This is a genomic window from Pseudarthrobacter sp. 902506025, assembly GCF_040702325.1.
Taxonomy (GTDB): domain Bacteria; phylum Actinomycetota; class Actinomycetes; order Actinomycetales; family Micrococcaceae; genus Arthrobacter.
Window position 1 is genome coordinate 118,597 of sequence record NZ_JBFBKW010000001.1, and the last position, 21,532, is coordinate 140,128.

Genomic DNA, 21,532 nt, shown 5'->3' on the forward strand with positions numbered 1-21,532 from the left:
GGCCACCCGGATGCGGCCTGGTGTCACAGGCCAACGACAACGCCCTCGGCGCGGTCACGTCACTGTTCGCAAACATCCTGCAGAACATGGCGTCGTGGCTGTGGGCCTTCATCACGGGTGCTTTCACTGTGTCGAACGTCGACGACTCGCAATGGCTGTCCATCGAAGGGCTGACGAGCTGGTGGGTGGTTGTGATGCTGACTCCGCTCGCCGTCGTGATGATTCTGCAACTGCTCTCCGGGCTGATTAGCCAGCAACCGAGACGCATTGGAAGGGCGATGGTAGGCGGCGCCCTCGCCATCCCACTGGTTGGGGCCGCCGTCTACCTCGTTCGTCAGCTGACCCGGGTGACAGACCAGGCATCCGCCGCCCTGCTCCAATCCATTGGTTCCGATCCCTACCTCGTCTTCATGCGGCTTTTCGGCTTTGAACGAGCGCCACAGGGAAGCGGCCGGGAATGGAACCTGGTCTCGCTGGCTCCCGGTAACACCGGCGGTCCAGCGGGCGCGGCCGTGGTGACCATGATGGCCGTCGTGGTCGTCTGGATACTCGCCTTCATCCTGATGTGCTCGATGATATTCCGATCGTTTGCCCTCGTTGTCCTCGCCGCCGTGGCTCCCGTGGCACTCATGCTGCTGCCCTGGGATAAGACAAAATCATGGGCTCGTCGCTGGTGTGAGGTCGTTGTCGCATTGGTAGTGGCGAAACCCTTGGCTGCAACCGTCTTGGCCGTCGCCGTAAAGCTCTTCGCCGACTCCAAGTCGTTCGCGGGCTTGGCAGCCGGAACCGTAGGCATGGCCCTCGCGTGTGGGGCACCCATGATGGCTTTGCGCCTCGTGAGCTTCGCTGGAGGGGAACTGGCTGCAGCTGCCCAAACGGCGGGCGGTGGCCACGTCCTGTCGCGAAGCACCAGTGTTGCGGCCCGACAAATTAGCCGGCAGGCAGGCGGCCGCCTGACCCTAGCGAACATGGTGACTCGTTCCGCTATGACTCGGCCCGTCAGTTCAAGCCGTAACGTCTTTCCGACACAGGTGTCAGCTCCTCCTGTGGCCGCCGGGTTGACCGCACCGGGCCGCGATGGAGAACAGAGGGCCTTGAAAACAGGATCCTCAGCCGGATCACCGGAAGCATCACAGTCCGCGGAACCGACCGGGTTCGTGAGCGCTGGTCTACGAGGACAGGGCAGCAACGCTCCAGCACCAGTCTGGCAGAGCGCACCTGCAGAACCGGGACCGCGAGCGCGGCCTTCCGCTAACACCCCCGGGCCGTCGAGCCCGCAACCTCCGAAACCCCAGCCACCAAGAATTGATCCTCCGAAGGGAGGCACCCCTCATGTCTGAAGACGGGCGCGCGTTGGAAGCCGTCAAATTCCCAAGGTACGAACGCCGGGGCTTCTTCCTCGGGCTCAAGTGGTACCAGTTGCTCATCGTCGCCGGGGGAGTTGCCGTCGCTATCGTTGCCTCGGCGAGCCACGGTCCGGTCGGATTATTCACTACTGGGCCTATGTGGCTCGCGCTGATACTGCTCGGAATCCTCCAGTACTCCCGCGTCCCATATCCAGTCTGGGCACAACAGATCGCGACGTTCTTCTACCGCGCAGCTGCGGGCCAGACGAGGTTCCTAGCAAAGCCTGAAGCACCACGCCTTGCCGGCCGACTTGCCCTTCCGGGTGGGTTGGGCAGTCTGGAGATTCGAACGACCCCCCGTGGGGAATGCTTCTTGGTCGATGGCCACGGCAAGGAGGCAATCGCGGTGCTGCGGTGCAGTACGCGGTCGTTCGCTCTCTTGGATGCTGACGATAAGGCGTGGGCAGTCCAGGCTTGGTCTCGCGTTCAGGCCGGCATGGCCCAACGGCAAAGCGTTGCCCGCATCGCCATCCAGGACTACACCGTGCCTTACCCGTCATCGTCCCTCTGGGACTTCTACAGGGAGAATGCCCTGCGAGACCGCAAGGAAGACGCTGGATGGGGCCAACGTGCATACGAGGACTTACTGGGGGCCGCCGGCTCAGCTATGAGCCATGAGCTGGTCGTCGCCGTTGTCGTGGACACGAGCAAGGCGCGACGGCGGATCAGGGAGTCGGGCGGGGGCATCACCGGCCTTGAACACGTCGTGGCGCTCGAAGTCGAGGCGATACGAACGTCACTGGGCACCCACAACGTCAAAGTCGAGGAATGGCTCGGCGAGCCGGGGCTGCTTGCCATCATCCGCGGTGCCTTCGATCCTGCCCTGTTGCCCCCTGGCAAATCGCAGGCCGCGGCAGTGCCGCCGTCGAACGCAGCAGCAGAGTCTACCGATTACCTCACGAGGCACGGACCCATGGGCGTCGAGGAGCACTGGACGTACTTGCGGACGGATTCCGGCTTCCATCAGACCTTCTGGATCGCTGAATGGCCGCGGCAAAAAGTCTTTCCGGGCTTCCTTCACCCTCTGATCTATGTGGGCGAATTCCGCCACACCTTTACCGAGGTTATTAGGGCGGTACCTACTTCTGAAGCACTTCGTGACATCCGCTCAGCCCAGGAAGCCCACGAGACCCGTCGCCGCATCAATGCACGCTTCGACAGGCCGCTCACTCGTGAGCAAAGGGCCGAGGAGGAAGAAGTGACACAACGGGAGGAAGAGATTGTCGCCGGCCACGGTGACGTCCGCCCGGCCGCATATATGACGGTCACAGCGACTTCATTGGAGGACTTGGCACGGCACCGCCAGGAGCTTGAGTCCGCAGCGGCGGGCGCTTTTGTTGAGCTGCGGCTTCTCTACGGACAGCAATGGGCGGCCTTTGTTGCCAGCGGCCTGCCACTGGGAAGGGGACTGCGATGAAGATGACCAAGGCCTCTTTGGAATATCTTCCGTCGGGCCAGAACCGGGATGAGTGGAAAGCACGACGCCAACCGGCACCCCAGGAGTCCGGGTGGGCGAGTGCTCCGCCGGAGCATGAACAGCCGGGACTTCAGAAATTTCGCGGGACGGGCTATTGGGGGAGTAAAGAACCGAACTCGCTCCGGGGCCCGCACCGGTTACGTCCAGCGCCGCACCGCGCCTCAACCATGACCTTCGCGGCCGCTTACCCGTTTCTTACGGAATCGGGGCTGGGGCACGAAGGCACGTACATCGGAACCGATGTCTTCGGGTCGGGAGCCTTCTCCTACGATCCCTGGATCCTTTACGACAAAGGGATCATCAGCGGCCCATCCATCGTCGTTATCGGAACCGTCGGCACAGGCAAATCGATGTGCGGCAAGTCGCTCGTGGCGCGGTCCATTACGTTGGGCAGGAAAGCAGCAGTCGCCTCTGATCCCAAGGGTGAGTGGGTCCCCGTCGCCAAAGCTGTCGGTGGCAAAGTCATCTCCGTCGGACCTGGCCGTCCGGCACGCGTAAATCCGCTAGACGCCGGGCCACGGTCGAGCGCTCTAACCGAGGCGCAGTGGCAGGCGGTCGTTCGGCAGCGGCGCCGCTATCTCCTGGTGGCACTGGTCTCGCTCATGCGTCAAGGCATGCCGCTCCGCCCTGTCGAGCACACGGCCTTGGATATCGCCCTCATGGAAACCATGGCGGAAAACTCCAACCCCACGCTGCCCATGGTGCTGGACCATCTGCTGAGACCGTCCAAGGAGATGGTGGCCCTCGTCGGGGTCGAGGGCGGAACCGCCGTCAGCCATTCCCTCCGGCGCACGGTGTCCGGCGATCTCGAGGGCATGTTCGATGCTCCGTCCACCGTAGCCTTCGACGCGGACGCCCCAATGATGGTGATGGATACCTCCGCCCTGATCGGAGCGTCAGAGCAGGCCCTTTCGCTAGCCGCCGCTTGCGGCGCCACCTGGCTCGAGGCGGCAATCACCAATCCCGACGGCGGCAAGCGCCTTGTGGTGTACGACGAAGGTTGGCGGATGCTCGCCGATCCCTACATGTTGGCGAAGATGAGCGAGCAGTGGCGCCTTGCCAGAACATACGGAATTGCCAACCTGCTGATCATGCATAAGGTCGCTGACCTCAATGAGATCGGTGACAGCACCAGCGGACATCGGCAGAAGGCCTTGGGTCTCCTCACGGAAGCAGATACCAGGATCATTTACCGCCAGAAGCACGATGCCATGCGACTTACAAAGGAAGCCTTGGGCCTCACGGAAGCTGAGTGCGAGCACGTAGAGAACCTTCCGAAGGGCGTCGGTCTCTGGAAAGTCGGGAACCGCTCCTTCATCGTTGCCAACCGTGTGACAACCGACGAGTTGGACGTTTTCGGGACAGACGAAAGGATGCTGTGAGACGGCCACCGAGTTCCCGGGCTGCCAGCGACAATCCGCTCGTCACCGCTGCTCTCGTTGGAGCGGCAGCTTACGTATGTCTCTGCGCGCTGGTGCAGGCCGCGGCGCAGCTCGCGACCTCTTTGCACTGCGGCGCCTTGCCGCCGTCGCCCTTCAACCCGGGTGCCGTCGTCGGACTTTTGGCCAACAGGATGGAGTGGATAGTCATCCGCCGCGGGGACTGCGCAATCGGCACGGACAGCATTTGGTGGATCCTGGCTCCGGCCCTGCTGCTGGCCGGAGCGCTCGCCGTGGCTGCGATGATTGCGTGGAGGCGGTGGAAGCAATCGGGGGCCTGGCTTCGGCAGGACATCCTGAACCGCGACGGAGTTGCCCGTCGCGCCGAAATCGTCCATGACTTTGGGGCGAGGGCGGTGCAGAAGCGGGGGAAGTTCACGCGCCCGGGACTGGTGAAGCCTTCGGTCCAGGACCTGTCTTGGACCCTGGGCCGTTCCCGCGGCGTCACGGTTCACGTCTCCACTGAAGAATCGATGGTGATCCAAGGTGCTCCACGGTCCGGCAAGGGCCTGTATGTAGTCATCAATGCCATCCTCGATGCGCCGGGCGCCGTCGTGACGACGTCCACTCGGGCAGACAACCTTGTCGTGACCATGAAGGCGAGGGCTTCCCACAACCGACCAGTGACGGTTTTCGATCCGCAGGGCATGTCAGGTTTGCCGTCGTCCCTCCGCTGGTCACCGGTCCGGGGATGCGAGGACCCGGACGTTGCCACCCGGCGAGCGCTGGTCATTACCGCGGACACGGAGATGAAGGGCGAAAACGCTGCGTGGCAGAAGCGCTCGCTGATCGTCCTCCAATGCCTGCTCCATGCTGCTGCGCTGTCCGGCGAGGGAGTGTCTGCATTCCGACGCTGGTCCTCCAGTCCCGTGTTGGCCCGGGAAGCACTGGAGGTGTTGGGCAGGCCTGGCGCGGCGCTTGGCTGGCAGTCAGACCTGATGGGAATCCTGGAAGACGACCCACGGAATACCTCGAACTCCTGGATCGGTGTCTCGGCAGCGGTTGCCCCGCTGTCTTCACCGAAGGTTTTGGCGGCACTGAACCCGCAGGACGATTCCGAGGAGTTTGATCCGAAGGCCTTCATTCGAGAACGGGGCACGCTCTATTTGATCGGCACGCGCGCGGGCGCGGCTGCTGCCGGTCCATATCTTTCCGCGCTGATCGACGACATCGACAGCGCGGCACGTGAAATGGCATTCGTTTCGCCAGGCGGCAGGCTTGAGCCGCCGCTGTCCCTGATACTCGATGAGATCGCCAACCTGGCCCCCTGGCCGGGCCTGCCCGTGGCGCTGGCTGATGGCGGCGGCATCGGCATCTCCACCTTGGTCGTCCTCCAATCCCTCTCCCAGGCACGTTCGGGCTGGTCCATCGATGAAGCGTCAACAATATGGGACTCCGCCATCATCAAGGTGATTTTCGGAGGTGGATCTGACGAACACGATCTCCGATCGCTTGCCGGTCTGCTCGGCGAGCGCAGCCTGACGCTCACCACGCGTTCCTGGTCGTCGCAGGGCCGGCAGGACGGTGAACAGCTTCGTGACCGTCCGGTGATCGCCTTGGACGAGATTCGACGCCTCCCTGCTGGCACCGCACTCATGCTGGGTCGGCGCACGCGGCCCATTTTGTTGGATCTCCTGGAATGGCACAAGCGCAAGGACGCGGGGGAACTGCGCCGCCTGAAGGCTGAGATGGAGCGCCTGTTGGCCGACGGGCACAAGCAACGTCAACAGAAGACCGAAGAGACTCCTGATGCACAGCCGTGACAACGTCGATGAGTTTGATGTTCCCTCCTCAGGTTCCTTTGGGGACGACGAGATCACTGCACAGCTTTTCAGGTCGGCATTTTCCGGGTCGGCTGGCCCCAAATCCGTAACCCGCCGCTGGCGGGAGATGACCACAGAGCAATCACAGGAGGCATGGCGATCGCTATTTGCCTGGGTGCGATGGCTCGTGGCCACCTACCAACTGACGACGTCGGTCGTCCCGGACTGCTGGTGGCGTCACCCTGAGATCGTGGCCGAGTTGTACGCGCTGCACCGCGCGGAGCTGGCCTCCTACACGACGGACGATCCCGGCTTCGGGCCGCTCGCCTTTCACGAAAGGCTTCCGCATGCCGTCGAACGCCTGAGGACGCACACCAGAGCGGCCGGATGCGTCGGGTTGCAGGCACACAAGGAGCCCGCACCGCGCATGCTTGCGAACGACGACCCCGCCTTCCTCGACTGGTGCAAGGCGGCCCATCAACTGGTTCCCGAATTCTGAGTCATGTCGCTCCAATGACCCGGTAACCATGAACCGGTGTCTGCGCAGTTTAGCTGCGGCCCATGAAGCAGAAGGGTGGCTGTCGTGGCCGCTGCACCCGAAGTTCCGTCAAACCCAACCGCCGGCCTGAACTCCGCGCTGGAGACCCGGCGAATGGCGCCGGAGGAGCGCGTTGCTGCATTGATGGACGGACTCCACTCGATTCTTGAAAAGGCTGTCGAATCGCCCTCACATTGGCAGGTTCTCCTTGACGCTTCCGCCAGCCTGTGGCGCTACTCCGGGGGGAACGTTGCCCTGCTGATGATGCAGATGGCACAGCGCGGTACCGACGAGCCCACGCTCGTGGCCGGCTACAAGGAATGGGAGCGGCACGGGCGGACTGTTCTTCGCGGTGAGCACGCTTTGTGGGTGATTGCGCCGAGGACGACCCGCGTTCAACAGGTGCTCTTGCCTGACGGCACGCATCACCGCATCCCTGTTGGCGACAAGGCTCCCAAGGGTGCCGTTGACGAGGGGAAGAAGACGCTCATCACTGGCTGGCGGGGCCAAGCAGTCTTCGACGTCTCCCAAACCGAGGGTACCCCGCTGCTGATTCCTCGATCAGTTGGACTCACTTCAGTCGAAGTGCCGCGGCTGTGGGAGTCGTTGGCCGGCGTTGCCCGCGCTCATGGCTTCTCAGTGCACGTCACAGACTCGCAGTTCGGGCTCACAAGCGGCTTCACAGACTTTGCCGAGCACCGCGTTCAGGTTGGAGGCTGGTTGAACTCAGAGGAACGCGCAGCGGTGCTCGCGCATGAGCTGGGGCACGTTCTGCTTCACGGGCCAAACGACAACGTGGGGAAGCTGTACGGGAGCAGCGTGGATCACCGTGGGCTGGCCGAAGTCGAGGCGGAGTCAGTGGCCTACACGGTGCTTAAGGCGCATGGAATCGATAGGGGGCCCCAATCAGCAAGCTATCTGTCCGGCTGGGCTGATGCAGTTATCGAAGCCGAGCAGTCAGCCGCTGGAGCTACGTCCCGAAAGCAGTCGGCCTCACGCGTGGATATTGCCAAATCAGTTCTTGGCCGGGTGACGGCCGCAAGTAAGGAAATTCTCGAAGTGACCGATCCGCCAGGACTGGGCGGGAAAGTTCCGGCTGCAGAAGCCTCCGCGCGCGTTGAAGGCCAGGAAACATATGCGGGGCCGACGCCGACAGAGGGACCGTCGCGTGGTCTCGAAATTTCTGGGCCGTGAGGCCAGCCGTAAAGCGTGGGATGGGAAACTCCCGTCCGCGAAGGAAGGATGCACGATATGAGCACCAAAATACCGATCAACATCGCCGGCAACCTCGTGGCAGATCCGGATCTGACGTACGGTGAGTCGGGGGTGGCCCACGCCAAACTGCGCGTTGCGGTGAACCAGCGCGTTCAGGCTCCAGATGGATCCTGGCGTGATGGTGAGCCTGTTTTTCACAATGTCTCCGCGTTCCGGGCGCTCGCCGAGAATGCCTCCAATTCGCTGAAGAAGGGCGACCCCGTCACCGTTTCGGGCGAACTCGAATTCCGTTCCTTCGAAAAGGATGGGGAGCGCCGTGAGGCTCGTCGGATAGTCGCAGAGACTATTGGTCCGGACCTTCGCTTCGGTACCGCTGCATACCAGCGTTCTGCGCGTGCCGCTGGGCCGGGCGCTTCAGCAGAGGCTGGCCTGCAGGCGGCGCCGGAGCCTTCCTACAACATCTCAACCAAGGGTCCGGTGTCGGTATCCCCTTTCGGCGAGCCGGCGCGGAATGAGGTAAGTCTCTGACCTTGCGCCCTAGGGTGGGCCTACTGAGCCTGCCCGCTAGCGAGACAGGGCACTGGCCTGGTCCTTCCGTTGAGGACCAGGCCAGTGTCTTGCTGTCTCGCTAATGGACCGCTGTGCCTGCTACAGCCGCGAACTGCCCTTCCATTCGTCCGGTTCCACCCGCTTGATGCTGGAGGAGTGAGCCCAACCCATGTGGTATTTGTCGGCGGAATCCAGCCACTCAATGAGACCGTACTTGTGGGTCCAGCCAACGGCCTTGCCGTAGATTCCGCCGACATACACTAACGGCCGGCCGTACTTCGGGAAGTCCCGAATAGGCGCCGGATCATCGATCGGACGGCTCGACTCAGCGTCCATCCGGGCCATCATGCGCTCGAGGTCTTCAGGAGAGCCGGACTTGATCACGCAATAACTATAGAACATATGTTCGAATGGGGACTGCCCGGGGACCGGTCAGCGCGAGGAGCTTCAGGTATTAGGTGCATTCACTGTGTATGGCGCTCCGGCACTCGTCGGGCGGCCCTGGGCAGGTGCCCAGGCCAAGCAATCGACCGCCTGAATGAAGTACGTGTCAGGCCATGGCGCGCCAGGCATCACTTGGGCAGGGTCCGGGGAGATGAGCAGGACTGATCCGGGCCAGATCGCTTCCGGCAGCGACTCCAGCCAGGCCCGCTGAGTGTGGTTAAAGCGGTTCCACCGGATTGTGACCCAAGAGCCTGCGGGTTGTACTGCGTCAACGCTGACCAGCGTTACCTCCGCTGTTGTGCGGGCGAGCGTTTTGGCATTGCTGAAGAATCTCCACTGTTCCGTCGCCTCTTCCAGCCACGCGCGCCGTTGCATGGTCCGTCGCCACCATTGCCATCCGGTAAGCAGTGCAACCGCGAACAGGGTGGCCTCGACCATTAATTTTGCAAAGAAGGGGACACCGGTGGATGGCAGGAGAACCAGAGAAAGGGCAGCCACTGATAGAACAGCCGCGGTGGCCAGTACCAACCCGGCTGTCGCAACTCTCGGTTTCACCGCTGGGTTCACGACCAATGTTTTGCCTCTACATCAGCTTAGATCTGCCAGCCGGAACTCGTAAGGACGACCTGCTGGGATCGATGCATATCAGATGGACGCATCTCTTCGTGAGGGACAGCTTGGCAGCTATCGGGCCTCTCAATTTCTTCCTGAATTCTTTCCCGTTGGCCTAGCTGTTCCCACTCGTAGTCCGCCGGGCGAGCTCCCAATGGCAGGTGAGAATCGTAGATTCCCCATCTGTCCCTGAACAGGGCAACTTCGCGAATTAGCCCGCCCAAGGATGCTGCCGCACCCACGGCCGCAGTCAGCTCATCCTTCCAGGGAGCGTCCTGCGTTAGGGCGGCCCAGGTGACAGATTCCATCCTTCGCCGGATGCGTTCGCGAACCTGGGCGATCATGTCTGCCAACCCGGGCCCCAGCACAGGGAACGATTCGCTCAAAGGGTCTATCGCCGTCGTCGGTGTTCCTTTTGCGTAGCGACGAAGCCGCGCGCTGAGGAGGGCTATCGGGTCATGCACTGAACGACTGTCCTGCATAGTTTGCTCCATGACATACTCAGCGCCGTGACGGCTGAGTGCTGATGCCTTACGCCAGACCGCAGCTGCGGCCCCCCACGATGGTGACGCGGTTAGTTCCTGCACTGTGCGCGGGGCGCGCTTTCCCAGACAGCGTCGGAGGTCCTCACCGGCAGCAATCTGGGCGAGGTAGTCGTACTCGGCATACAGCCGTTCAAGGCTGTCCGCCTTCGAACGCTCCGCCTCGCGTACCTCGTGTGCAGTCCGCTCAGCCCCCTCTGCAGCCAGTACCTCGCCGAGGATGCTGCGCCAAGACAGCTGCTGCGAAGGATCGACGGCCTGGTGGTCAGAGTCATTGCCTTGGCTGACGTACGCGTAGTTGCCGGACCGGCCGCGGGTCATGCTCACGTAGAGCAGCTCGCGGGTCAACCGACCCTGTGTGATCACCGTGTGCCCGGTTTCCACCGTGAGGCCTTGGGATCGGTGGGCCGTAGTCGCATAGCCCAGCTCAACGGACGTCTCAAGATAGGTCCGGGGGAGTACGACGGTTGCCCCAGTCTCCCGCCGCAGTGCGAGAACCGAGCCATCGGGCTTGTTGACGGCTCTGACGTCAAACAACGTGCCGTTCCGGACGAATTCGCCTTCGCTGTCGATGAGTCGGCGATTGTTTGCGCGGGCGATGATAGTGTCCCCGGAACCCGCCCGCAAGCCATCGGTGAGTTGAGCGGCAAGCTCTGCATCCACAACTCCCTGGGCCACCAGGTCTGCTCGGGCGCGCTCGTTGAGCATGTTGACGGTCTCGTTGTCTGCGGCGATCAGGATGGACGACTTACCAGCGCGCCTGTCGGCCTGCCACGCAAGATAGGCCTGGTCCAGCATGCTTAAGTAGGAACCGTGCCGGATCCGGCGATGCTGCTCGTAGTCCTCGATTGCCGAGTAGTCTCCCGCTCGCAGCTTGAGGGACGAGGCGCGCTCCCATTCGTCGTGGAATCGCCAAATAGTGCTGAGGCGGGTGGTCATTCCTTGGCGGTCCAGCCAGCCCAGGACGCCGCCGGCGTCGATAGCGTCCAACTGGCCTGGGTCTCCCACCAGGAGGATTTTCGCACCGGCTTCTTTTGCTTGTCGCACAAGTGCTGCAAGCTGAAAGGTAGACACCATGGACGCTTCGTCAATGATGACGAGATGATTCGGGTGAAAGCACCAGCGCTGTTGGGTTGCGGCGAGCCGGGCAGCTTCCTGAGCAAATGCAAGGCTCCGGCGTTCGCTGAACCTGGACGAACCCAGGAGTTCCTGAATGTGGAAGAAGCGATCAGCCCGTGTGGCCGCACCGTGTCCCGTCGACTCGTGCAGCCACTTGGTAACGTTCTCGGTGGCCATGCGAAGTTCCTGGCCCAGCACCTCTGCGCTCGCCGCAGCCGGGGCCAGCCCGATGACACTGCCTGCCCCGTACTCGGCCTCCCAAACTGCCTTCACCGCGCCCAGAGCGGTGGTTTTTCCCGTTCCCGCCGGTCCGACAAGGGCGTCCAGTCGATTTCCGCTAAGGACGACCTCGGCAACGGCCGCGCGCTGATCGGCCTGTAGCCTTGGCACTTGCAGCTGGCGGGCGCCGTCCAGCGAGTCCATGATGACTGCTGGGCGCACAGTTGGTCCGCCGTCGTCTTTTCTTGCTGTCATGATGGCGTCCTCGCAAGCGAGTGTTGAGGTGTCTGTGTAGAGGAGTGACCCCTGGAAGTCGAAAACGCTCCGATGGTTGAGTTGCAGGTCCGAGCCAGCGTTCGATGGAAGGCAATAGCGGTAGCCGTTGAGCGGCACTGATTGTTGTTCGGCAGCGGTGGCGACGGCATCGATTAGTGCGGCACGGTCAGATGAAGTGCTGCAGCGGATTTGGGCGCAGACTCTTTCCGCTTCTGCAATGAGGTTCCAGCGGTTCCAGGTTGAGCGTTTTCCGGCAACCCGTTCCCTGAGGATGGTCGCGACGGCGGAGGTCCAGTCAGGGGTAAAGTCCACAAAGGTAAAAGGAACGACGCGGGAGCGGTTGATTGTGTGGGCGAGGACGTCACCTGGCTGAAAACCTTTGGCAATTGCTCGAGCCTGCCACTCTTCAGAGAGTTGGTGAAGTGGTGAGGGCGTCTCGGCCTTCGGTAGGCGTGTTGTGAGAGTTGCCTGCTGGCGGAGCTTGATGGTTGTCGTGGCGGTAGGGGGATGGCCGTGTTCTGCAGTCCATGACGCCACGAGTCGATCAGTTTCCAAATCAATAAGCCGGGAGCGATTAGAAAATTCGCGGATGAGTTCTTCATCGATTCCGCTGAGCTGTTGGCTAGGGTTGCGCGTTGTGATGAGGGGAGTGCGGATCTCGGTGTCGCACCCGAGATTCCGTTGGAGGGCATCGAACAAGAGTCCGTTGTAGTGTTCGCTCGCCGCGACGGCTGCTTTGTAAAGAGCACGGGAGTCGAGAGTGACCCAGGATCCGTCGGTGACCCGTTGTGTGCGGTTGGCGATAACCAAATGCGTGTGGAGCTGCGGATCGCCAGAGCGTGATTCCCAGTGGTCGAAGGCGGCGGCAAGGGCTCCCCGTGTGCCGATGTGGGCGACACCGTTACGGCCGGCCCTCGTGTGAATTACATTCGTTTCCAGCCACGCAAGGGTCGCCTGGACCGCTTCGTGGTGCGTTCTCAGGATCTGCTGCTGCTTGCTGCGGGAACTCAAAGCCCAAAGTACTGATACCGACTTTGGCACGCTGAACGTGAGGTCGAAGCCGACGACCGCGTTCCGTTGCGCTGATTGTCCGGCCTTGTCCTCGACAGCGGCACGATGGGCGTGTGGCCGGCCCAGGGGAGTGCCGGTTCGCGGATGTATCGCCAAGTCGAAAACCGCCCTTGCTTCGGTTTCCGTGACGACTTCACCTGGCGTTTTGCTGATCCCATTTAGTCCGCCGCCTATCCATCGGCCCTGGGGTGTGGCCGCCTTCAAGTAGTACGTGGTGGAGTCCGGGGGAGAAATGGAAACGTCATCCATCATGGTCGTCTTGAACAGGTAGCGCAGACCCGACTGGGCAGACAGACGCGCGATAGACATGGTCACAGTCTCGGCGCCCCTGCCTGCTGTTTGCCTGGATCCCATCCCCGCCGTCGGAGGATGTCCAAGGTTCTGACGTCAAGAGCTACTCCCTTGGCGCGGGAGATCGAGACAAGCAAAGCCGCCGTGTGGGCCAGGTCCTGCACATTAGTCCGTTGAGCTCGTTTAAGGCGTGCGACCTCAGACTGGAGGAGGTTGATGCTTAGTCGCTGTTCCGAACTCTCGGCTTCGAGTCGGTCGATCTCTGCGGCTTGAGAGCGGAGCTTGGACTGAATCACTTGGCGTTGGCGCTCGCGGAATATCCTCTCGGACTCCAGACGACGCTTCGTGGCCTGCAACTGCGCTTTGAGGTGCGGCGAGCTCAGAGTTGTTGCCGGCACTGTGGAAGATCGGATGGTGTTCCGGTGGCGACGACTCCGGTGCCTGTTTGCGCAACGGATGGAGCAGAACCGCTGGCTCCTTCTCGTGGGTTCGAAAGCGGCATGGCACTCTTCGCACGTCTTCTGGTTCACGTTGATTCATCGGTGAGTCTCAGAGGGGCGACATGACTGGCCGTGATGGCACCTAACGCTGACGCCTTGGATGCCAGAGGTGTGAAGGCTGGATCCTATCGAGGTAGGTGCGTTGCCGAGCGGCTTTCGAGTAAGAGCTCGGCGCGTTCGACTACCCAAAGATGGTGTGCGTTGAGTCGCTCGCGGGCTTGAGGGCTGGCCATTTCGCAGTCTCGAATTTCAACGAGGCGCCTGTGAAGCTGGGTTTCAGCATGTCGACTGAAGAGTGCAGGCAATGCGGTGCGGCGGTCCTGCAGGACCAGTTCACGCTGACAGTTCGTCACATCGTTCCAGACTGGACTGATCTTCATGAGAAGCAGCCTTGCATGCAGAGCGAAGATCCCCTGTCTAAGGCGTCCCGCCAGACGGGGGAGAAGTAGGCCGAGACTGACCAGGAGCACAGCAGCCGTCTCTCCAATCCAGTAGAAGCTTGTCAGGGCGGCAGCTGTTTGACTGTGGGCGCCTTCGGCTGCAATCACAGCGCCGTAGATCAGCCGGTCCAGGAGGACAAGCGCGAACAGGAGGCATCCCCCTGCGATAAGAGTGAACGCCGACCGGAAGGCCGGTGCATGCATGAGCGGGACGTTGCTGCGGCAGACTCGGGCAATATCGAGGCAGACCCACATGATGAAAGCGGAGCCTGTCCAGAGGAAGATTGCCATCCCGGGCTGGTCGGCGTACGTCAAGGGCAAATTGGGATCAGTGTGATCGACGCGGCTGGCGAGAAACCCGGCGGTCACTGTGCTGCACACGGCGGCAGCAGCGAACCTGCCCAAGGCGAGTTGCCGCCGTCGTGCTTCTGTATCTGTAACCGCTGCCTGAAGAATCGCCGTGCGAAACTGCCAGAATCCCAGGAGCAAGGACAGGAGGGTAACCAGCCCGACGCGGTTATGTCCGCCCAGCAATGGATCGACGGTGTAGTAGATCGCCGGAACATAAAGGGTGCAGGCGATTGCGGCGAGGATAGTGGCGCGGAAGACGCTTCCCCGGTGTTTGTCGAGCGCTGTTGGAAGCCTGAGGATGGTCAGGACCCAGAGTGCGGCGGCAGGGACTGCCTCCATCAGCCGAATACTTGGCGAAATGCCAAGGGCTCGGGCATGGCATCGACGTCGCCGTTGATGATCCGAGTTGCAAGCTGGTCCGCCAAGGCTTCAGCCATAAGTTCTGCGCCATCCGTGTAGCTGCTGCGTCCGAGCACTCGGAGTACGTCCTCGTTTAGGTCAGGCAGGAAGGTCGCGGCGAGGTCCGCATTACTGTCCTGGAGATCATGACAGAGAATCATGTGGCTGAACTCGTGAAGGACGATCTGCTGCCGGTGCCAGGCCGACTTCACGGGGGCATGCAAGACGATGTCGCGGTCTGCGCAGATGAGCCAGAGGCCGCACAGTCCCGATCCCGATAAGCCGGGCAACTCGTCGACAATTATGGGCCGATTTCTTTGCCGTTCCAGCTCGTCCTGGATGAGCTGGAGCGTTGGGGCCTTGGGCAAGCCGAAGCCCTGCTCCGCCTTGCGGGCTACTTTTCGAGCTTCACGATAGTTCATTGCTTCGGAAGGTTGACGGGTCAGGAACCTTGACGGGGCCGATTTGATCCAGAGAGTAGCCGCCCGGGTACAAAGACGAGCCCGCCTTTCCAGGCGTGAAATGGGGCTTTCGGTCCAGAGGTCGCCGCCGGTGGAAGCTGTTGCGGACTGCCAACATGCTCCTTAGGGCAGCCCGAGAGATTTGGCCGGTGCGGGGGAGCCCGAGCGCGGCCACGAGCCGGTCATCAGCGAGCATCGCGCTGATCATCCTTGCAGCGAAGGGTCGTAAAGGAAGCGGCAGACGGCTCTGGAAGACTTGAACGGTCGCGTCCATCAGCTTTTGGCCTTCAGCCGATGGACCGACATGCGTTGCCTCGTATTGGTCAAAGAAGCGCTCCGCTTCGGCGTAGGTCCCGGGCATGCCGTGTATGTTCATTCGCGACCCCAGCTCAGCGAAGAAGCGGGATGCAGCGGCCAGCTCTGCTCGTGTGGGCTGGCGCCACGCATGGTGCTGGGCCCAGCGGATCGGGACGACCAGCAGGGTCAGGAGAACATATAGGTACTCGTCTCGGCTGCCGGGGACGTTGCGGTGAGCGCGATTGAGTAGAGCGATCATGTGCTGTCCCCGGTCGCTATCGAGGCCGCTTGCGATGAGCTCGTAAATGACAATGGCGGTGTCATAAGAGCGCTTCATGGGACGCTCCTGGATTTCGCCGTTCCCGTGGAGAGTGGCCGCGATGCTTGGAATAGCAAAATTCCTGTAGTAGGAGAGGAAGAAGCCAAGCTCCATGTCTGCCGCCAGGTCGTAAAGGACCATGGTGCGGAAGGTGGCTTCCCAGTCGTTCGGAGAAAAGCTTTCTTGGCGGCGGAGACTGTCAGCGAGGGTGGGATGAAGCTTCATCGTGGCCCCCGGTTCCTAGTGGCTGCTATTGCACGCTCGAACTGTGGGCTGCGAAGGCTCCCCAGCTCGGCTAACTTGCTTACATCGTAGAACTGTTGCTGCGGCATGACTAGGCAAATGTAGACGGGTCTACGCAGGTTTTCTTATCCTCTTGTTGGCCAGTGCTTGCTCTAAGCCCTTTTCCCCCTGCCGCATCATGAGGGCATGTGCCGCCTTGAAAGCCGGAGCGGCAACCGGTGTCAGCACATCCATCCAGCGCTGGGTAGGCCGCACACGCCACTCTATGTCCATGCGGGTCGTCTTGCCCTGTTCTTGGGGCACAAGGGTTACTCTGCCCATGCCCTGCAAGTCGCCACCGGCATCGAACTCTATTTCCTGAGGGGAGGTCACCTTTGTCGGGTGGATTGTGATGGTGAGCGTGTAACCCAGGAAGGCTTTGAAGTTCAGGTGGGCTGTGGTGGCCTTCAGAGTCTCCTCTGGAGCCTTGCTCGTCGTTTCGGTTCGCTCAAGCGGCGCAGCAAAGGTGCAGTGCGGCCACCACTGAGGCCAGCTCATATCGGTGTCTGCGATTACGGCCCACACCTCTTCGGGCGAGGCGGGGAGCTGCCAGGTAGAGCTGAAGTCGAAGAGGCGGGCCTTCATACAGTTATCTTGGCATCATCGCCGGCAAGGTCTGCTCTGCCCGCTCAATTAAGAAGGGTGAGGAACGAATATTTGACGTCTCCACTCTTGCTGGACTTGTCAATGCTGCGGGCGCTCATCCTCGCCTCCGGTCCCAGGCGATTGTCACGCACCCTTAGTTCCCACAGGCTTCGCCGTGCTGCAGCAACCAAGAAGTACAGGCCGAAGCTGGTAGAAGAGCAGGGGTAGTGTCAGGTTTGAATCTAGGACTGCCAGGTGGACATGTGTAGGAACTATATTTATGGGCCTGATCTGACAGTTTTGATACCCCCCTTCTGACGTTAGGTTGGGGTGTGGCCTAACTGGACAGAAGGTGCGGCGAGTCTGCTGTCAAAGCGATGTGGCGGTTTGTATCACTCATAAGGCCCTGCAACTCGTTGCCTTGTTCGAACGAGATTCAATTCTAAGGATGTTAGGAGTCGAACAGCTGCGGGGACGCCGTGATTTGAATCTGCACCCAAGGCGTCATTTAGTCGCCGCTCCAGAACGCTCTAAGGCGCGGCAAGTTTTTTCGGCGCACCGCCACAAGAACCGGACGAACCTCATACGCTGACCTCTTCTTCAAGTCAGCCTGCAGACAGTGAAAGCACTGGAAGCGCTTAAACTGCAGCGCGTCCAGCCACCGTACACGTCCCATCCGTTCAAGACAGGCGGCTTTTCACATATGCGAGGCAGCGGCGGGGCAGTGTCGTTGCGATTTTCGACGGCCCGGGTGGCCGCCATGCTGCCCCGCCGCAGTCAGGAGGCGGCCTGGTAAGTTCCGAGCGAAATTGCTGTACCGCTGGTCGAGGTCCTGTAGAGGAACCCAGGCCGGTCCTCGGAGGTCCAGGCTTCGTAGCGCGAGGCTTTGTCGTAGAGCCGTCTGTCGCCGGTGTGCTGCTGGACCCAAAGGATGTCCCCGTTCGGGGTGACAGCCTCAACAAGGCCCTGGCAGACGCTGTGTCCGTCTTGGCGGATCTCGACCGTTATTCCGGGCAAAGCACTCCAGTCCAGTACGCGGCGCATTAGGTCACTCCTACGAGGCGGCGGCGAGGTGCCGGGTGTGGAGTCCTGCAAGGAAGCCCGCGGCGAGGCCTTTGGTTTCCGCACCAGTTGCTGTCCCGTACACATGGAAATCAGGTCGGATCAGGACCGCGTCGACAGGGGCGGTCGGGGTGCCGAGGGAGTCAAGCCATTGGTGGTAGGTTCCGTCGATGTCATCGATGACCTCAACGTCGCTGTTGACGTCGCTGTCCTTCTTAAGGGTGGCCAGGCGGATTCCAATGAGTCCCAGGCGCTGCTGGTCTTCCGAGGAGATGTCCGCGAGCATGGAGGCGCGTTTTGCGAGAACGACGCCGGGGCCGCCCAGTAGGTCATCCAACAGCACGGTCGTCTGGCCGGGTCCGGCCACACGCCCCTGAATGGCGAGTTCTCCGCCGTGTGGGCCGGTGTGCAGGCCCTGGCCAAGCCCGGGCCGGGGCGGGGCCGGGGCTTTTCGTTTCGTTGCCCATTCAGCGATCATGCGCTTATCTCGTGTTGCTGCTTCTTCCGGCTCGGTCAGGCAAATCACTTGGCCAAGACTCACCGAGAACTTCACGAACGCGATGGCATGCTGGGAACGCTCCGGACCGTATGTGTCGAGCAGGGAGTCATCGGCGAGGCCGTCGATGATCGCGGCCAGTTTCCATGCCAGATTCATGGCATCGCGGACCCCGGCTCCGAGTCCCTGACCGGCGAACGGAGGCATCAAGTGGGCCGCATCGCCAGCAAGGAGAATCCTCCCCCGGCGCCACTCCGTGGCCCAGCAGGCCTGGAAGGTATACACGGAGTGCCGTTCGAGTTCCGCGTTTTCCGCCGTGACACCGTAAGGGGAAAGCAGCTCCCAGGCCTTCTCGGTGCGGTTCAGTTCTTCCCGGGTTTCCCCTGGCAGGCGCATGAACTCCCAGCGGCGCCGCCCAGGCCCGCCGGGGACCATTGTGGCCGGGCGGGAGGTGTCGCACAGCTGAGAGGCGACGTGGGGGAAGTCGAGGCCGGGTCCTGGTTTGACGTCAACGACGAGCCAGTCGTAGAAGAAGCCCTCGTCGTGCCATTCGAGTCCAGCTTGCTGGCGCACGGCACTGTTGGCTCCGTCGGCACCGATAAGCCACCCGGACACGGCGGTGACCTGTTCTCCATCGCTGGTCCGGTTCAGTTTGACGCTGATGCTGTCCTTGTCCTGGGATATGTCGCCGGCTTCCCAGCCGCGGAGGACCGTGACGGTAGGCAGTTCCTCGACCAGTGCATCGAGACGGTCCTCCAGCGCCGGCTGGTTGAAGAAGTAGGTGTTGTACCAGCCGGACTCCCCGCGCCCGCTCCAGTCGACCTCGACAAGCGTTTCACCTTGACCGTTCCGCCAGACATACATGTCGTCGTAAGGCTCGGTCACCTCGGGGATGCTGTCGGGGGAGAGTCCGACAGACTGCAGGATCCGCGCAAAGTCCGAGCAGTGCGTCACGGCGCGAGGAAGCGGATAGCCGGTTTCCTTGCGGTCGACGACGAGCACCCGGTGCCCGCGGCGTCCGAGCTGAAGCGCGAGGAGCTTTCCCACGGGCCCGAACCCGACGATGGTTACGTCTGCGCTGTGGAGGCTTGGTCCGCCGGTGGTCTTCATTGACATGCCTTTCGATTTCACGCCCCCACTTCGAGGCGTCACTGCATCAACCGTAGAGAACTGGACGTGATTCGCCTCACACGCCGTCCCAATTTCCGGGACAGCAATTATCGCGAAGGAGCAGTGTCCCGGGTTCCGGGACAGTTGTGTTGTTTAGATCACACCTTGTCCCCACTATTGCAATGGAGCGCCGCCCGAGGAGGTGTGGCCCAATTAGAGGAGCACGAATGTTGTCACCATCTGCTGCCGCTGCCGACACTCCAAAGACGGGGAAGTCGAGTGCGGCAATTATCGCGCTGTGCATGATCATTACCGTGATCGAGGGCTATAACCTGATCGTGTTCGGTCAGGTTGTCCCGCTCATCCTGAGGGATCAGTCGATGGGGATCACGGACCAGGCAATCGGCCTGATCGGGGGCGTTGTCTACATTGGAGCGATCGTGGGTGCGCTGATCGCCCCGCTGCTGGGGGAGCGGTTCGGCCGTAAGGCCGTTCTGGCAGGAGCGATCACCGTGTTCGCTGCGGCTGCGGCGCTGACCGGGCTTTCCCCGGACGGCCTCATCATGGGCCTGGCCCGCTTCCTGGCCGGCCTCGGCGTCGGTGCAGCACTGACAACGGCCATGACCGTGGCCCGTAACAATGCTCCGGCACGGCGCGGGTCCCTGGTCGTCACCATCACGATGGCCGGAATTCCGCTTGGCGGCGTCGTTGCGGCCCTGATCGCCGTTCCGGTACTGCCGACCTTCGGTTGGCGCCCGATGTTTTTCATCGGTACCGCCATTACCCTGGCGATTCTGGTTGCCGTCCTTCTGACAAAGTTCCCGGTCACCACCGAGTCCGAGGTGGCCGGCCGTTCCTGGACGGCACGACACAAGCTCGCGGCCGTTTTCGCAGGCCGCGGTGCGGTGGTGGCGCTGATCATTGCAGCGTGTGCCGTGGCGAACATGATCGCTTGGCAGGGCTTGAACGTCTGGGTGGTCGAAGCCATGATCGGCCTTGGCCTGAACTTGGAGGTGGCCCTGCTGTTCAGTTTCGTCCTGACCGGGGCAGCTGTGGTCGGTTCCTTCGCGACGGCTTCGATCGCAGACCGATGGGGTGCTTCCCTCGCCGCCGTTCTCACCGGAGCATGCACGCTGTTGGGGCTCGTGGGCATCCTGGCCCTGCCCTTCTCGGCGCCGGTGGCCGTAGCCTGCATCTCGCTCATGGGCATTGGGGGGCACTCCACAATGAACCTTGTGCACACCGCAACCTCCGATATCTACCCGCTTCCGGCCCGGGCAACAGCCCTGGGCTGGTCAAACGGCACCTCCTTCATCGGCGCCTTCCTCGGACCGACCCTGGGCGGGGCTGCGATCGCCGCCGGTGGATCCGCTAATGCCTTCAGCACTTTCGCGACTGCCGCGGCTGTGTGCCTGGCCGCGTTGGCGGCCCTGTACGTGGCTGACCGGAAGACTACTCACGCTTCGTTCCGTCACCCCCACGGCCGCCATGGCGAGCCGCTTGTCCCTTCGGAGGTCCCCGCATGACACTGTTACAGCACACCGCTACCGAACCGCGCACCGCCCTGGAGGATCGCTTGTTTGACTTCGACCGGCTGCTGGATCCGGCGCCGATGGCTATCGAAACCGGGTACCGCCGTCTTGACTCCGGCGTCCTGCACGTCGCGGCCAGGACCGATATGCACGGATGCACCGGCGAGATGTTCTCCTGGTGGTTCGGAAGCCGGCCCGGGCCGCGCGAGTACGGGTGGTGGCACCCCATCGATCATGGTGCCAGCTCCTGGACCGGAGGCACTGCCGGCGAGGCTGTCGGCTCGACCCACATCGTGACAGAGAAACTGACCGGACTTCCCGACCAGGACCTCCTGATCGAATTCCACGATCCGGCCGAGTTCTTTACCGCGTCCGCCTATTCGGCCGCTCGTGAAAGCGGCGCCGTTTCAACGGCGATCATCGGGCATGTGGGTTTTGGCCATGACGCCCCGCGGCGGGAAGACGGTTCGGTGCTGGGCGGCCGTCTGCTGCACATCGGGCGGGACACCGAATGGGGACTGGTGATGCGCAGCCACTTCCTGCTTGGCTACGACCTTCCTGAAGCTGGCCTGAGTCCGGACCAGGTCAATACCGAAGTCAATGAGGCGCTCGGGCCCAACCTCCTCCAGCACGCCTACGACGAGTTCACGTTCCTCTCACGGATCCTGCCGCCGCTCTACGTCGCAGAAAACCGCGGCAAACTGACAATCCCGCGTCCCTGGTAACACCCAAAACCG

General features: G+C 62.1%; 17 protein-coding genes. 9 read left to right on the forward strand and 8 right to left on the reverse strand.

The features are described from left to right. The first annotated feature begins 20 nt into the window (after positions 1–20). The 7 genes from AB0280_RS00555 to AB0280_RS00585 all read left to right on the forward strand — a co-directional run bounded on the left by AB0280_RS00555 (position 21) and on the right by AB0280_RS00585 (position 8,366). Complete coding sequence (locus AB0280_RS00555; protein WP_366365995.1) at positions 21–1,340, forward strand: type IV secretion system protein; 1,320 nt, start codon at positions 21–23, stop codon at positions 1,338–1,340. Further along, positions 1,333–2,823, forward strand: a complete 1,491-nt coding sequence (locus AB0280_RS00560) for an SCO6880 family protein (RefSeq protein ID WP_366365996.1) — start codon at positions 1,333–1,335, stop codon at positions 2,821–2,823. Before AB0280_RS00555 ends, AB0280_RS00560 begins: the two co-directional genes overlap by 8 nt. Next, entirely contained in the window at positions 2,820–4,265 is a 1,446-nt protein-coding gene (locus AB0280_RS00565) for an ATP-binding protein (protein ID WP_366365997.1), read from the forward strand. Before AB0280_RS00560 ends, AB0280_RS00565 begins: the two co-directional genes overlap by 4 nt. Continuing rightward, positions 4,262–6,085, forward strand: a complete 1,824-nt coding sequence (locus tag AB0280_RS00570) for a type IV secretory system conjugative DNA transfer family protein (RefSeq protein WP_366365998.1) — start codon at positions 4,262–4,264, stop codon at positions 6,083–6,085. The genes AB0280_RS00565 and AB0280_RS00570 overlap by 4 nt, the downstream gene beginning before the upstream one ends. Continuing rightward, entirely contained in the window at positions 6,072–6,584 is a 513-nt protein-coding gene (locus AB0280_RS00575; RefSeq protein WP_366365999.1) for a hypothetical protein, read from the forward strand. Before AB0280_RS00570 ends, AB0280_RS00575 begins: the two co-directional genes overlap by 14 nt. An 84-nt stretch (positions 6,585–6,668) precedes the next feature. Next, entirely contained in the window at positions 6,669–7,817 is a 1,149-nt protein-coding gene (locus tag AB0280_RS00580) for an ArdC-like ssDNA-binding domain-containing protein (protein ID WP_366366000.1), read from the forward strand. A gap of 57 nt (positions 7,818–7,874) precedes the next feature. Beyond that, complete coding sequence (locus AB0280_RS00585; protein WP_366366001.1) at positions 7,875–8,366, forward strand: single-stranded DNA-binding protein; 492 nt, start codon at positions 7,875–7,877, stop codon at positions 8,364–8,366. Positions 8,367–8,486: 120 nt separating this feature from the next. Here the strand turns inward: AB0280_RS00585 and AB0280_RS00590 are convergent, their stop codons facing one another. From AB0280_RS00590 to AB0280_RS00625, 8 genes are all read right to left on the reverse strand, one after another. Then, positions 8,487–8,771, reverse strand: a complete 285-nt coding sequence (locus AB0280_RS00590) for a hypothetical protein (RefSeq protein WP_366307807.1) — start codon at positions 8,769–8,771, stop codon at positions 8,487–8,489. Between the two features lie 653 nt (positions 8,772–9,424). Further along, positions 9,425–12,979, reverse strand: a complete 3,555-nt coding sequence (mobF, locus tag AB0280_RS00595) for a MobF family relaxase (RefSeq protein WP_366366002.1) — start codon at positions 12,977–12,979, stop codon at positions 9,425–9,427. A 607-nt stretch (positions 12,980–13,586) separates the two neighbouring features. Then, entirely contained in the window at positions 13,587–14,591 is a 1,005-nt protein-coding gene (locus AB0280_RS00600) for a DUF6545 domain-containing protein (protein WP_366366003.1), read from the reverse strand. Then, the gene (locus tag AB0280_RS00605) at positions 14,591–15,073 is read right to left on the reverse strand and encodes a hypothetical protein (RefSeq protein WP_366366004.1); all 483 of its coding nucleotides are present in this window, start codon (positions 15,071–15,073) and stop codon (positions 14,591–14,593) included. Before AB0280_RS00605 ends, AB0280_RS00600 begins: the two co-directional genes overlap by 1 nt. Continuing rightward, positions 15,060–15,953: an oxygenase MpaB family protein gene (locus tag AB0280_RS00610; protein ID WP_366366005.1), complete on the reverse strand. Its 894-nt coding sequence runs from the start codon at positions 15,951–15,953 to the stop codon at positions 15,060–15,062. The genes AB0280_RS00605 and AB0280_RS00610 overlap by 14 nt, the downstream gene beginning before the upstream one ends. Before the next feature lie 129 nt (positions 15,954–16,082). Beyond that, complete coding sequence (locus AB0280_RS00615; RefSeq protein WP_366366006.1) at positions 16,083–16,595, reverse strand: SRPBCC family protein; 513 nt, start codon at positions 16,593–16,595, stop codon at positions 16,083–16,085. A 777-nt stretch (positions 16,596–17,372) separates the two neighbouring features. Beyond that, entirely contained in the window at positions 17,373–17,639 is a 267-nt protein-coding gene (locus tag AB0280_RS00620; protein WP_366366007.1) for a hypothetical protein, read from the reverse strand. Positions 17,640–17,649: 10 nt separating this feature from the next. Further along, positions 17,650–19,263 carry a bifunctional 3-(3-hydroxy-phenyl)propionate/3-hydroxycinnamic acid hydroxylase gene (locus AB0280_RS00625; RefSeq protein WP_366366008.1) on the reverse strand — a complete coding sequence of 538 codons (1,614 nt, stop codon included), beginning with the start codon at positions 19,261–19,263 and terminating at the stop codon, positions 17,650–17,652. 227 nt (positions 19,264–19,490) lie between these two features. Here AB0280_RS00625 and AB0280_RS00630 point away from each other — a divergent pair, with 227 nt between their 5' ends. Together AB0280_RS00630 and AB0280_RS00635 are read left to right on the forward strand one after the other, a co-directional pair. Next, entirely contained in the window at positions 19,491–20,789 is a 1,299-nt protein-coding gene (locus AB0280_RS00630) for an MFS transporter (protein WP_366366009.1), read from the forward strand. After that, positions 20,786–21,520, forward strand: a complete 735-nt coding sequence (locus AB0280_RS00635) for a DAPG hydrolase family protein (protein WP_366366010.1) — start codon at positions 20,786–20,788, stop codon at positions 21,518–21,520. The genes AB0280_RS00630 and AB0280_RS00635 overlap by 4 nt, the downstream gene beginning before the upstream one ends. Positions 21,521–21,532 lie beyond the last annotated feature (12 nt).